Source organism: Streptosporangium sp. NPDC002544 (genome assembly GCF_040295965.1).
In the GTDB taxonomy this organism is placed as follows: Bacteria; Actinomycetota; Actinomycetes; order Streptosporangiales; family Streptosporangiaceae; genus Streptosporangium.
The window spans coordinates 14,504-28,459 of the sequence record NZ_JBEOWJ010000026.1; the positions used below are offsets into that span (position 1 = coordinate 14,504).

The following is a 13,956-nucleotide window of genomic DNA, read 5'->3' on the forward strand; positions in this document are numbered from 1 at the left end:
TCAGGTCGCCGGGACGGTCAGCCGCTCGACGAGGGAGACGGCCTCCTCCGGGGAGGCGACGGAGTGGAACATCGACTGCCCGGCCAGGGAGATCAGCTCGAACCGCCGCAGGGTCTCGACCAGGCTGATGAAGCCGTCCCAGACGCCCTCGGCGTTCACGATGACCAGTGGTTTCTCGGACATGCCCAGGTAGGTGGCGGAGATCACCTCAAGGATCTCGTCCAGCGTCCCGTAGCCTCCGGGCAGCGCGATGAAGGCGTCCGCGCCGCGCAGCATGTGCTCCTTGCGCCGGTGCAGGCTGTCGGTCAGGTGCGTCTCCTGCGCCGGCGCGGCGATCGCCCGCTCCCGCTCGTACAGGAACCGGGGGATGATCCCCCGGATGGTCGCGCCGGTCTCCGAGGCGGCCCACGCCACCTCGCCCATCAGGCCGGAGCCGCCACCGCCGTAGATCAGGCGGTGGCCCCGCTGCCCGATGAGCCTGCCGGTCGCCCTGGCCATGTCGACGATGATCTGTGAGTTGCTCCGTCCCGCGCCGCAGAAGACGCAGATCTCCAGTGGTTTGCCGCCCCCGCGCACACCCGCGCCGGGTTGGAGGATCGTCGAGGTCATCGCTGTCTCCCTAGGAGGACCGGTAGCGCGTGATCGCCGGCAGGTGCCGTTCGCGGAGTTCGTGGTCGCGCACGCCGAGACCCTCGGCGGGGGCGAGGCAGAGCACGCCGATCTTGCCCTGGTGGGTGTTGCGGCGGACGTCGTGCACGGCCTCGGCGCTCTGCTCCAGGGCGTAGGTGCGCGACAGGGTCGGGTGGACGCGTCCCTGGGCGACGAGCCGGTTGGCCTGCCAGGCCTCGTGGTAGTTGGCGAAGTGCGTGCCGACGACGCGCTTGAGGCTCATCCACAGGTACCGGTTGTCGAAGGAGTGCATGAACCCGGTGGTGGAGGCGCAGGTCACGACCGTCCCGCCGCGCCGGCAGACGTAGACGCTCGCGCCGAAGGTCTCCCTGCCGGGGTGCTCGAACACGATGTCGGGGTCGTCGCCGCCGGTCAGCTCGCGGATACGGCTGCCGAAGCGCCGCCATTCGGCGACGTCGGGGGTGTGCTCGTCGAGCCAGAAGGAGAAACCCTCCGCGGACCGGTCGATGATCAGGGAGGCGCCCGCCTTCCTGGCCAGCTCCGCCTTCTCGGCGGAGGAGACGACGCAGATCGGGGTGGCGCCGCCGTTCAGCGCGTACTGGGTGGCGTAGGAGCCGAGCCCGCCGGAGGCGCCCCAGATCAGCACGGTGTCGCCCTGCTTCATGGCCGCGCCGTTGCGTGAGACCAGCTGCCGGTAGGCGGTGGAGTTGACCAGGCCGGAGCAGGCGGCCTCCTCCCAGGTCAGGTGGGCGGGCATCGGCATCAGCTGGTTGGCCTTGACCAGCGTCAGCTCCGCCAGGCCGCCGAAGTTGGTCTCGAATCCCCAGATCCGCTGCTGCGGGTCGAGCATGGTGTCGTCGTGCCCCTCGGGGTCCTCCAGTTCCACCGACAGGCAGTGCGCGACGACGCGGTCACCGGGCTTCCACTTGGTGACGCCGGGGCCCACCCGCAGTACGACGCCGCTGACGTCCGAGCCGAGCACGTGGTAGGGGAGGTCGTGGCGGCGGGCCAGCTCGCTGCGGCGGCCGTAGCGGCGCAGGAACCCGAAGGTGGGCACCGGTTCGAAGATCGCTGACCAGACGGTGTTGTAGTTGACCGAGCTGGCCATCACCGCCAGCAGTGCCTCGCCGGGACCGACCTCGGGGGTGGCGACCTCCTCGACGTGCAGCGATTTGCGCGGGTCCTTGTCCTCGCTGCGCATCCCGGCGAACATGTCGACCTCGTCGGCGTGCACGGTGACGCCCCAGTAGGACTCCGGTACGGCCAGCGCTTCGAAGTGGCCGGGGTCGCTCTCTCCGGACAGGATCGCGTCTCGGATCGCGGTGGTCATCGCGCTGCCTCCAGGGCGAGTCGGTCGAGCTTGCCGTTGGGGTTCAGGGGGAGGAGGGGAACGGTGCGGAACCGGGCGGGGACCATGTGCGCGGGCAGCCGCTCGCCGCACAGGGAGCGCAGCTCGCGGGGGGAGAGCGGGGTGCCGACCAGGTAGGCGACGATCAGCGGCTCGCCGCCGGGCGGGGTCCGCACGATCACGGCCGCGTCGCTCACGCCGGGCGTGCGCCGCAGCACGGCCTCGATCTCGCCCAGCTCGACGCGGAAGCCGCGGATCTTGACCTGGGAGTCGATGCGGCCCAGATACTCGAAGGACCCCGACTCCAGCTGCCGTACCAGGTCGCCGGTGCGGTACCAGCGCCGCCGGCCGTCGCCCAGGTCGGCCACCGGGAACTTCTCGGCGTTGAGCGCCGGGCGGCCGACGTAGCCGGTGGCCAGGGCGGTGCCGCCCACCCACAGCTCGCCCTCGGCGCCGGTGGGCACCGCGTGGCCGTCCGTGCCGACGACGGCGGTGCGGACGTGGCGCAGTGCCCGGCCGATGTTCGTGGGCCCCGAGGTGTCCTCCACCATCGCGCGGTCCACGACCGTGCAGGTGGAGAAGACCGTCGTCTCGGTGGGACCGTAGATGTTGACGATCTGTTCGCGCCCGCCGGTCAGGTCCATCCAGGCGCGGATGGTGTCGCGGTCGATGGCCTCGCCGCCGAAGATCAGGTAGCGCAGCGCGAGCGGCCGGGGGCTCTGCTCCATGGCCCAGGCCAGATACCTGAACATGCTGGGCACCTGGCAGAGTACGGTCACCCGCTCGGCGTCCAGTGTCGTCAGCAGCAGCCGCGGGTCGCGCCCGGCGGCGACCGGGACGGCGACCACGCGCCCGCCGTGCAGCAGCGCCCCCCACATCTCCCAGACCGAGAAGTCGAAGCAGTGGCTGTGAAACCAGCTCCACACGTCGCCGGATCCGAAGGAGAACCGCTCGCGGGCGGAGCGGAACAGCTCCAGCACCGCGCCCTCGGGGGTGGCGACGCCCTTGGGGGTCCCGGTCGAGCCGGAGGTGTAGATGATGTGGGTGGGGATCTCACCGGAGCGCTCGACGGGCGGCAGCACGTCTCCGGTCGCCCCGGTGACCTCGACCCTCGGCACCCCGGCGAACGGCCATGGCCCGTCCGGGTCGGCGCAGATCGCGCGCAGCTCGCTGTCGCCGGCCATGAACCGCACCCGCTCGGCGGGGTAGTCGGGGTCGAGGGGGACGTAGGTGCAGCCGTGGCCGATCACCGCCACGATGGCGGCGACGACCCGCCAGGAGCGCCGCATGAAGATGCCGACCCGGTCGCCGGGGACCAGCCCCAGCTCGTCGAGCGAGCGGCGGATCTCGGAGGCGGCGCCCGCCAGTTCCGCGTAGCTCACGGATCGGTGTTCGTCGGTGACGGCGAGCGCGTCGGGCCGCCGCCGCACGTGCTCGTAGAAGGCCGAGGCCAGGGAGCCGAATTCTTCGTCCACAGATCAGGACGATCTCCAATAGCACGACATATAGGTATTCGTCGGCGGGCTAGGCTTTCCCCGGCGACCCGGCCGGGAGACTAGGTGCCGTCCGCGTCCCGCGACGGAAGACGCCGGAGCCGCGCCTGGCGATGCTTCTCGGCATGAACGGTGTCGTTTTCGTCTTTCCCGGCCAGGGTGCCCAGTGGCGCGGCATGGGAAGCGCCCTGCTGGAGCAGGAACCGGTCTTCGCCGCGGCGATCCGGGAGTGCGAGCTCGCGCTGGAACCGTACACGGACCGATCCGTCACCGACGTGCTGGCGGGCAGGGCCGACGCCGACCGGATCGACGTGGTCCAGCCCGCTCTCTTCGCCCTCCAGATCGGGCTGGCCAGGCTCTGGGCGGCCAACGGCGTCGTACCCGCCGCGGTGGTCGGGCACAGCCTGGGCGAGCTCGCCGCCGCCCACGTGGCGGGCGCCCTGACCCTGGCGGAGGCGGCCAGGGTCGTCGGCGTCCGCAGCCGGCTCTACCGCAGGCTCAGCGGGGCGGGCGCCATGGCGCTGGTCGGCCTCGGCTGGGAGGAGACCGCCGCCCTGGTCGCCGAGCAGAACGGCCGCCGTAGGGCCGCACCCGAGATCCCCGGCGTTCCCGGCGACGGTGGAACCGGCGCCGGCCGGATCTGCCTGGCCGCCGCCAACGCGCCCGGTTCGACGGTGGTGGCGGGCGACCACGACGCGGTCCACGCGCTCGTCGAGCAGCTCCGCTGGGAGGACGTCTTCTGCCGCCTGGTCGGCGCCGACGTCGCCGGCCACAGCCACCACGTCGACCCCCTCCTGCCGGAGCTGCGCGAGGAACTGGCCGCCCTGGTGCCGAACCGCGCGGGGATCCCGCTCTGGTCGACGGTCACCGGCCGCCCCGGCGCGGTGCTCGACGCCGGCTACTGGTGCCGCAACCTGCGCGAGCCCGTCCTGTTCTGGCCGGTGATCCGGCAACTCCTGGACGCGGGCTACGACACGTTCGTCGAGCTCAGCCCGCACCCCACCCTGCTGTCCGGGCTGCGCGACATCGACGCCCGGCTGCTGGCGTCCGTGCACAAGGAGGACGGCGCCGCCTTCGCGGGCTCGCTCGCCCGCCTGCGCGAGGTGGAGCTCACCGCGGACGGCCCTCTGGGCGACCACCGGGTCGAGGGCCGGCCGGTCTTCCCCGGCGCCGGATACCTGGCGGCCGCCCTGGAACACTCCGGTGCGCTGGCCGGGGTGGAGTTCCACGCCCCACTGCTCCTGGACGCGCCGCGCCGCCTGGCCACCCGGCTCGACGGTGACGCGATCGACCTCACCGTCGAGGGACGGACCCACGCCTCGGCCTCCCGCGCGACCCCGCAGACCGTGGCGCACCTGGAGCTGTCGCCGCTCAGGTCCAGGTGCGCCACCCGGATCGGAGCGGAGGAGCTGTATTCGGGCTTCACCGCAAGGGGCATGCGGTACGGTCCGGCCTTCCAGCGGATCGAGGAGGTCTTCACCGCCCCCGGAGAGTCCCTCGCCCGCCTGCGCGCCGTCTCCCCCCTCTCACGGGCCCGCGACGGCGAACCCGCCGCCGACCCCTGGCCGTACCGCCTCGACGTGGCGCTGCTGGACGCCTGCCTGCAGGCGGCGGCGCCCGTCCTCGCCGAAGGCGACGACCTCTACCTGCCCCGGGCGGTGGCCCGGGTGTCGGTGCTCGGCGAGGTCGGCGCGGCCCGCTGGGCGCACGCCAGGATCGCGTCCGCGACGGGCACCGGCGACGGGGCCAGCAGTGGAGCCGGCAGTGGGGCCGGCAGTGGGGCCGGCGCGCACCCGGAGGCGGACGCCGCTCCGTACCAGAACGCCGGAACGGGTGACGGGACGGAGGTGACGCTCGACATCGACGCCTGCGACGAGGACGGCCGGGTGGTACTGGCACTGCGCGGGGTGCGGCTGCACGGGATCGCGCGCGGCGCCGGGGCCGGCGGCTGGACGTACAGCACGCGCTGGGTGCCGGTGGAGACGGGCGCGGACGAGCCGTTCGACGGCGTGGTCCACCGGGTCGAACCGGGACGGCCCGCCGAGGAGGCACTGCGGTCGCTGCTGGAACTGACCCGGGAGCTGATCGCCCAGCCGGAGCCGGACCGGCTGTGGGTGGTGACCAGGAACGCCCAGCCGGTCGAGCCGGGCGACCCGGTGGACCCCGACGCCGCCGCCGTGTGGGGGATGGCACGCACGATCAGGCACGAACACCCCGAGCTGCGCTGCACCCTGATCGATCTGGACGGCGAGCACGAGCCGTCCTGCTGGACCCCGGCCGACCTGGGCACGGGAGGCGGATCGTCCTCCCGGACCCCGGGCGACGCCGGCGCCGAGCGGCCCACCTGGAGGCTCGCGGGTGAGAACGAGGTCGCGTTGCGAGGTGGCAGGCCGTTCGCGCCGCGCCTCACCCCGCGACCGGCCGGGCCGCGTGGCCCGCACCGGCTCGTCCAGCGCGCCCGGCAGGACCTGGCCACCCTCTGCCTGGCCGAGGACGTTCCCCGGGAGCCGGGGGCGGGAGAGGTACGGATCCGGGTACACGCCGCCGGGCTCAACTTCAACGACGTGCTGCGCGGGATCGGCATGCTGGGCGAGCAGCCGGAGCCACTCGGCTACGGTCTGGAGTGCGCGGGGGAGGTGACCGCCGTCGGCGGCGGCGTCACGGGCCTGGCCGTAGGCAGCCGGGTGGTGGCCCTGGTCGCCGAGATCGGCGCGATGGCCTCGCACGTCACCGTGGACGCCCGGCTGGCCGTGCCCATCCCCGGCGATCTGGACTTCACCGCGGCGGCGACGCTCCCCGCGGCGTACGTCACCGTGCTCTACGGCATGGAGCGGCTGGCCCGGCTGGAGGCGGGGGAGCGGGTGCTGATCCACGCCGCGGCCGGGGGCGTCGGCCAGGCGGCGGTGCGGCTGGCCCGGCGGGCGGGCGCGGAGGTCCTCGCCACCGCGGGCTCGCCCGGCAAGCGGGCCTGGCTCAGGGAACAGGGCGTCCGGCACGTCTTCGACTCGCGCTCGCTGGACTTCGCCGACCAGGTCCTGGAGGTCACCGGCGGCGCCGGGGTCGACATGGTGGTCAACTGCCTGGCCGGACAGGCCGTCGACGAGGGGCTGCGGATCCTGGCGCCCTTCGGCCGGTTCGTCGAACTCGGCAAGCGCGACATCGCGGAGAACCGGCCGCTGCCGCTCGCCCCCTTCGCCAAGAGCCTGTCCTTTCACGCGGTGGAGGCGTTCTCGCTGGCCGGACGGCGCCCGGCACTGGCCGGCGCGATGCTGCGCGAGGTGGTGGACGCGGTCGCGGCGGGCGATCTCGGCCCGCTGCCGGTGACGGCCTTCCCGGCGGTGGAGGCCGAGGCGGCGTTCCGGCACATGGCCTCGGCCAGGCACATCGGCAAGGTGGTGCTCACCTTCGACCGGCCCCGGCTGCGTGCCGACGGCACCTACCTGGTCACCGGCGGTCTGGGCGGTCTCGGCCTGGCCGCGGCCGAGGGGCTCGTACGGCAGGGAGCCAGGCATCTCGCCCTGCTGGGCAGGAGCGAGCCCGGGCAGGCCGAGCGGGAGCGGATCGCCGCGCTCCGCGAGGAGGGCGTGCGGGTCGTGGTGCTGGCCGCCGACGTCGCCGACGCGGGCGCGCTGGAGCGGGCGCTCGACGGGCTCCGCGCCCAGGCGCCGCCCATCCGCGGTGTCCTGCACGCCGCCGGGGTGCTGCGCGACCGCACGATCGCCGCCGTCGACCTCGACGAGGTGGCCGAGGTGTTGCGCCCCAAGGTGGCCGGCACCCGCAACCTGCACCGGCTGACCTGCGGCGACCCGGTGGAGCTGTTCGTGCTGTTCTCCTCGGCGGCCGGGCTGCTCGGCTCCGGCGGCCAGGCCGGTTACGCGGCGGCCAACGCCTTCCTGGACGGTTTCGCGCACTGGAGGAGAAACCGGGGCCTGCCCGCCACCAGCGTCGACTGGGGCGTCTGGTCACAGATCGGGCTCGCCGCCCGGCCGGACCGGGCGGGCAGGCTGGCCGACCGGGGCATGGGCTCCATCGACACCGCGTCGGGCCTGCGGATCCTCGCCGAGCTGCTCGCCGAGCTGCCGGCCCAGGTGGCGGTCGTCCCGCTGGACGCGCCGACCTGGTTCGCGCACAACCCCGGACACGAGCACTGGTCGATCTTCGCCGGGCTGGCGGCCGGCCACGCCGGGGCAGGCCGGCTGAGCATCACGACCCCCCAGGAGCTGGAGCGGGCGCTCGTCGAGTGGGTGGCGGGGGTGCTGCGCACCTCACCGGCCGCGATCGACCCGAAGGCGTCGCTGACCCGGCTGGGACTGGACTCGCTGATGGCCGTCGAGCTGCGCAACCTCCTGGAGGCCCGGCTCGGGGTGCGCCTGCCGGCCCCGGCCTTCCTCGACGGCCCCACCGTCACCGAGCTGGCCGGGCGGGTGAGCGCCCATCTGGACGACCGGCCGGCCGGCGAGACCGATACCCGTGACCCGATGGCGGCGCGGCTGGACGCCCTGTCCGACGCCCAGGTGGACGCCCTGCTGGACGAGCTTCTCAACGACCACATCGGAGGTATGGCATGACATTTCATGATTCGGTGCTGGCGTCGCTGCTGAGCACCGCCGACGAGCACGGTGAGCGCCCGGCGCTGACCTTCCTGGGCAGGGACGAGCGCACCCGGTGGACCTTCGCCGAGCTGGCCCTGCGTGCCCGCCAGGTCGCCACCCGCCTCACCGAGGCCGGCGCGTGCGGCGAGCGCGTGCTCCTGGTCTGCCCCTCCTCCGCCGAGTACGCGCCCGTCTTCTACGGCTGCATGCTGGCCGGGGCCCTGCCCGTGCCCGTCTACCTGCCCTCCCTCGCGCACTTCAGATCCGCCTGGTCGAAGATCGCCTCCATCGCCCGCGACTCCGGCGCCGCCTACGCGATCGCCCCCGAGCCGCTCCCCGACGCGGACGCACTGGCGACCCTGCCCGGCTTCCGCGGCTGGCTGCACTTCGCCGACCTGTTCCTCGGCGACGCCGCCGACCACTGGAGGCTGCCCGCACCCGGCGACCTGGCGTTCCTGCAGTACACCTCGGGATCGACCGGCGACCCCAAGGGCGTCATGGTCACCCACGGCGGTCTGACGCACAACGCCCGCGCGGTGGCCGCCGCCGTCGGGGCCACCCACGAGACGACCACGGTCTCCTGGCTGCCGCTCTACCACGACATGGGGATCATCGGATCGCTGCTGTCGCCGCTGCTGTGGGGCGCGCACGTGGTGAAGATGTCGCCGCAGACGTTCGCCGCCCGGCCGTTCGCCTGGCTGCGGGCCATCTCCGAGTACGGCGGGCAGCTCTGTTACGCGCCCAACTTCGCCTACGAGCTGTGCGCCCGCAAGGTCACCGACGCCGAGATCGCCACCCTGGACCTGAGCGGCTGGCGGGTGGCGATCAACGGTGCCGAGCCGCTCAGGCGGGACACCCTGCGCCGCTTCGCCGAGCGGTTCGCCCCCGCCGGATTCGACGCCGCGAGCCTGCACGGCGGGTACGGCATGGCCGAGGCCACCCTGGTCGTCTCCACCGGACCGCTGTCGGTCGCCGACCCCGGCGTACGGGTGAGGGAGCGCCACTACGTGCGCTGCGGCACCCCGCTGGACGACACGGTCGTCCAGATCGCCGACCCCGACACCGGGCTGGCGCGGGGGCCCGGCGAGGTGGGCGAGGTGTGGGTGTCGGGACCCTCGGTGGCGGCCGGCTACTGGCAGCGCCCCGACGCCACCGCCGAGACCTTCCACGCCCGGCTGCCGGGACGCCAGGAGAACTTCCTGCGTACCGGAGACCTCGGCGTGCTGGACGACGGCGGCGTGGTGATCGTCGGCCGGCACAAGGACCTGATCGTGCTCAACGGGGTCAACCACTATCCCCAGGACGTCGAGTACACCGTCGAGCGGGTCAGCCCCGCCGTGCGGGGCGGCTGCGGCGCCGCCTTCGCCGTCGAGCCCACCGGCGACGTGCCGCAGGCCGAGGCCGCGGTGGTGGTCGCCGAGGTCACGGCCGCGACCGCGGGGGATCTCGGCGAGCTGATCACCGAGATCCGTCTCGCGGTGGCCAGGGAGCACGACGTGCTGCTCGACGGGGTGTTCCTGGTCGAGCCGCGCAGCGTTCCCAAGACCACCAGTGGAAAGATCCGGCGCCGCGAGTGCCGCGCCATGCTGGCGGAGGGCCGCTTCACCGTGCTGGCCGGATGGACCTCGCCCGCCCTCGCGGACGCCGATCCGGTGGCGGCCGGGCGATGAACGTCCTGGACCTGCTGACCTCCCTGGTCGCCGAACGCGCCGGCCTGGCCGAGGTCGACGCCGACCGGCTGTTCATCGACTACGGCATCGGCTCGGCCGACGCGGTCGCCCTCGCCGCCGAACTGGAGGCCCGGCTGGGCACCCCGCTGCCGAACACGGTCTTCTACGACCACCCCACCCCGCGCGCCCTGGCCGGACATCTGGCGGGAGCCGTGGCACAACCGGATCGCAGGATCCCCGGCCACGGCACCTCCCGCGCCCTGGGCGGGCATGAGGCCCCCGCGGGTTCCGCCGAACCGGTGGCGATCGTCGGCATCGGCTGCCGCCTGCCGGGGGCCGACGGCCCCGGACGGCTCTGGCGGCTGTTGGCGGACGGCGTCGACGCGGTCGGCAGGGTGCCGGGCGAGCGGGCCGCGCACCACCCGGGCTGGCGCGAGCCAGGGGTGGGCGAGGGCGGGTTCCTGCCGGACGTGGAGGGCTTCGACCCGGCGTTCTTCACGGTCAACGCCCGCGAGGCGGAGGCGATGGACCCGCAGCAGCGGCTGCTGCTGGAGGTCGCGCACGAGTCCCTGCAGGACGCCGGGCTCCGCCTCTCCGATCTGGCCGGGAGCCAGACGGGCGTGTTCGCGGGCATCAGCAGCGGGGACTTCCTGGTCAGCAGCTTCAGCCCGGGACTCGCCGCGGCCGAGCCCGGCCTCTACACCCCGACCGGTGTGGCGCACAGCGTGGCCGCCAACCGCATCTCCTACGTCTTCGACCTGCACGGCCCCTCGATGTCCGTCGACACCGCCTGCTCGTCGTCGCTGGTCGCCGTCCACCAGGCGGTGACCGCACTGCGGACGGGGCAGTGCGACATCGCCCTCGCCGGCGGGGTCAACGCCATCCTCTCGCCGGAAATCGGCCTGTGCTTCCGTACGGCGGGCGTGCTGGCCCCCGACGGCCGGTGCAAGTCCTTCGGCGCCGGGGCCGATGGCATGGGCCGCTCCGAGGGCGCCGTCATGGTGACGCTCCGGCGCCTGGGCGACGCGCTCGCCGCCGGGGACCGGATCTACGCCCTCATCCTCGGTGGCGCGGTCAACAGCGACGGGCGTACCAACGGTCTGATGTCGCCGAGCGCCCCCGCGCAGGTACGGCTGCTGCACGCGGCATGCCGCGCCGCGGGGGTCGACCCCGGTGACGTCGGCTACGTCGAGGCGCACGGCTCGGGCACCCGGCTGGGCGACCTGATGGAGCTGCGCGCCCTGTCGGAGGTGCTGGGCACGGCGCCGCGCCGCGCCGCGCTGCGGATCGGCTCGGTCAAGAGCAACCTGGGGCACCTGGAGGCGGCGGCCGGTGCGGCCGGCCTGGCCAAGCTGGCCCTCGCGCTCTTCCACGGCACGCTGCCCGCCAGCCTGCACGCCACCGAGCTCGCCGAGGACTTCGACTGGTCCGGCGGCGGCCTGCGCGTGCAGCGGAGCCTGGAACCCTGGACCGGCCGCCTGGCCGGCGTCAGCTCCTTCGGTTTCGGCGGCACCAACGCCCATCTGATCCTCCAGGCACCGCCTGAGCGGCGGCGCACACCCGTCACGCGTGGAGGCGTTCCCGCCCGGCGGCAGACCTGGGAGGACTGCGAGGGGGGACCGCCCGCCGAGACGTGGTCGTATCCACCGGCAGCGGTTTCGCGCACCCGCCACTACCTGCCGCTCTCGGCGCACACGCACGCCGGGCTGCGGGAGCTGGTCGTGCGCTGGCGGACCGCGCTGGACGATCCGGAACTGGACCTGGCGGCGGCCTGCCACACGGCCGGGGAACGGCGCGACCACCACGCCTACCGGGTCGGGGTGACCGGCGCCGACGCCGCCGAGCTGAGCCGGGAGCTCGACAGGGCACTGACCGACCTGGCCGCCGCGACACCCGGGGGCGCGGCACCCGGCGGCCTGGCCCTGGTCTTCGCCGACGAGCCGGGCGCCGGGACGGCCGCCGCGCACGCCGGCCTCGCCGCCGAACTGCGCCGGGCGGGCGTCCGTCCCGACCTGGTGATCGGCCACGGCGCGGGGGAGGTCGCCGCCGCCCGCCACCGCGGCGTGCTGTCGCCCACCGCCGCGGACGCCGTCGCCGGGCACCGCGCCAGGCTGCTGGCCAGGTCGGCGCCGGTGCACGCGCTACGGGTGCGGCTGGCGCGCAGGCTGGCGGAGGCGCTGTGCGCGCGGATCGGTCCCGCGCTCGCGGTGGCCACCGTGGAGGACGCGCAGACCTGTGTCATCGTCGGTCCCCGGGCCGCGCTGGCCACCCTGGCCGCCACCCTCAGCGCGGGAGACGTGCTCTGCGGCGACCTCGGCCCCGCCACCGCCGACCACAGCGCGCTGGCCGCGCCACTCGCCGCCGAGCTGGAACTCGCCCTGCAGGGGCTGCCCGTCAACACCGGTGAGACGGCGGCGCTGTCGACGCTCACCGGCGGGCCGGTCGACGGCCGCGCGCAGGGCGCCCGGCACTGGGCGCGCCACCTGGCCACCCCGAGCCTGCTCGGCGACGCGCTCGCCCTCGCACTGGACCGGGGAGTACGCACCTTCGTGGAGATCGGTGCCGCCGAACTCGGCCCCCGGCTGCGCGGCGCCCCGGGGGGCAGGCAGGCTCGCGTGGTGCGCCACGCCACCGCGAGCGACCTGCCCGGCGTGCTGATCCGCCTCTACGAGCTCGGCCACGACCTCGACTGGGCCGTGCTCAACCCACCGGGGGCCGTGGCGTCCATCCCATTGCTGCCCTGGTCCCGCGAACGGCCCGCGCACCTGCCCGAGCGCCTGCCCGCGTCCGGCCACGCCGGCACCGTCCCGCAGGAGGTGGTCGCGTGAACACCGTCCTGCACGAGGTGGCCCGGCAGGTGAGACAGGCGCCCGGCGCGGTCGCCGCCCTCGACCCGGCCTCCGAGCTCAGCTACGGGCGACTGGCCGCCCGTGCCAACGCGGTGGCCGACGTCCTGCGGGAGAGAGGGGCGCGCCCCGGTGACGTGGTCGGTGTCGCGCTGCCCCGCTCGGCCGACTACGTGGCGGTGATCCTGGGCATCTGGCAGGCCGGCGCGGTCTTCCTGCCCCTCGATCCGGCCCTGCCGCCCGAGCGGCTGCGCTTCCAGCAGCGCCAGGCGGGCATGAGCCTGCTTCTCGACTCCGTACCGTGCGCCGAGGGCACGGCCGAGTTGCGGACCGGTGACGCCGAGCCGGAGCGGTGCGCGTACGTGATGTTCACCTCCGGTTCCACCGGGCGGCCCAAGGCGGTGCTGGTCTCGCACGCCTCGCTGCACAACTGCGTGCGCGCCGTCGCCGAACTGCTCGGCCCCGGCCCCGACGACCGGTACGCCGCCAACCAGACCTTCTCCTTCGACATCGCGCTGCTGGAGATGTTCGTCCCGCTCAGTCACGGCGGGGCGACCCTGGTGACCTCCGAGGCGCTCCAGGCCGCCCCGGAACGGCTGGTGGGCTGGCTGGAGAGGCACCGCGCCACCGTCGTGCACGCCACTCCCACCGCCTGGCGCTTTCTGCTGCCGTACCTGACGCCGGGGCGCGAGGAACTGCAGGCCGTCTGCGGCGGCGAGGTGCTGACCGCCCGGCTGGCCGCCGAGCTGGCCGGGCGCGCCGGGCGCGTCTGGAACTTCTACGGCCCCACCGAGGTCACCGTGTGGTGCACCGCCGGGCTCGTCACCGCCCAAGAGCCGGACCCGCTGCCGGTGGGCAGGCCGCTGGCCGGTTACCACGTCGTCCTGCTCGACGACGCCGGTGAACGGGTACCGGACGGCGAGCAGGGCGAGATCCACGTCGGCGGGCTCGGCGTGGCCCTCGGTTACGGCGGCGCCCCCGAGCTGACCGCCGAACGGTTCGTCGACCACCCCGAGCACGGCAGGCTCTACCGGACCGGCGACCTGGGCCGGCTGCGCCCCGACGGCCGGCTCTGGTTCACCGGGCGCCGTGACCGGCAGGTCCAGCTGCGCGGCTACCGGATCGAGCTGGGCGAGATCGAGTGCGTGGCCCAGGAGCACCCGCTGGTCGAGCTGGCCGCCGCGCACGTCGTGGACGAGGGTCTGCTGCTGTTCGCCCAGGGAGACGTCACCCCCCGGGCGCTGCGCAAGCACCTGGCCGCCCACCTGCCCGCCTACATGATCCCGTCCAGGATCGAGGTGCGCGGCGCCTTCCCGCTGACTCCCACCAAGAAGATCGACCGCGTCGCCCTGCTGGCGTCGGCGAACCGTTAGGAGA

The 13,956-nt window shown here is 74.3% G+C and carries 7 protein-coding genes; 4 read left to right on the forward strand and 3 right to left on the reverse strand.

What is annotated here, in order from left to right; genetic code table 11:
* The 3 genes from ABT061_RS32525 to ABT061_RS32535 are packed head-to-tail and all read right to left on the reverse strand — an operon-like array spanning window position 1 to window position 3,453.
* Complete coding sequence (locus ABT061_RS32525) at window positions 1-609, reverse strand: LOG family protein (RefSeq protein WP_350925206.1); 609 nt, start codon at window positions 607-609, stop codon at window positions 1-3.
* Window positions 610-619: 10 nt separating this feature from the next.
* Complete coding sequence (gene ccrA, locus ABT061_RS32530) at window positions 620-1,960, reverse strand: crotonyl-CoA carboxylase/reductase (protein ID WP_350925208.1); 1,341 nt, start codon at window positions 1,958-1,960, stop codon at window positions 620-622.
* Window positions 1,957-3,453: an amino acid adenylation domain-containing protein gene (locus tag ABT061_RS32535; protein ID WP_350925210.1), complete on the reverse strand. Its 1,497-nt coding sequence runs from the start codon at window positions 3,451-3,453 to the stop codon at window positions 1,957-1,959. Before ABT061_RS32535 ends, ccrA begins: the two co-directional genes overlap by 4 nt.
* A gap of 143 nt (window positions 3,454-3,596) precedes the next feature.
* Here ABT061_RS32535 and ABT061_RS32540 point away from each other — a divergent pair, with 143 nt between their 5' ends.
* Genes ABT061_RS32540 through ABT061_RS32555 form a run of 4 tightly spaced genes read left to right on the forward strand, consistent with a single transcriptional unit; the run spans window position 3,597 to window position 13,952 of the window.
* The gene (locus tag ABT061_RS32540) at window positions 3,597-8,039 is read left to right on the forward strand and encodes an SDR family NAD(P)-dependent oxidoreductase (RefSeq protein ID WP_350925212.1); all 4,443 of its coding nucleotides are present in this window, start codon (window positions 3,597-3,599) and stop codon (window positions 8,037-8,039) included.
* Window positions 8,036-9,733, forward strand: coding sequence for a fatty acyl-AMP ligase (locus ABT061_RS32545; RefSeq protein ID WP_350925214.1), 1,698 nt, complete (start codon window positions 8,036-8,038; stop codon window positions 9,731-9,733). The genes ABT061_RS32540 and ABT061_RS32545 overlap by 4 nt, the downstream gene beginning before the upstream one ends.
* Window positions 9,730-12,561 carry a beta-ketoacyl synthase N-terminal-like domain-containing protein gene (locus tag ABT061_RS32550; protein WP_350925216.1) on the forward strand — a complete coding sequence of 944 codons (2,832 nt, stop codon included), beginning with the start codon at window positions 9,730-9,732 and terminating at the stop codon, window positions 12,559-12,561. Before ABT061_RS32545 ends, ABT061_RS32550 begins: the two co-directional genes overlap by 4 nt.
* The gene (locus ABT061_RS32555) at window positions 12,558-13,952 is read left to right on the forward strand and encodes an amino acid adenylation domain-containing protein (RefSeq protein ID WP_350925218.1); all 1,395 of its coding nucleotides are present in this window, start codon (window positions 12,558-12,560) and stop codon (window positions 13,950-13,952) included. The genes ABT061_RS32550 and ABT061_RS32555 overlap by 4 nt, the downstream gene beginning before the upstream one ends.
* The last annotated feature ends 4 nt before the right edge of the window (window positions 13,953-13,956 follow it).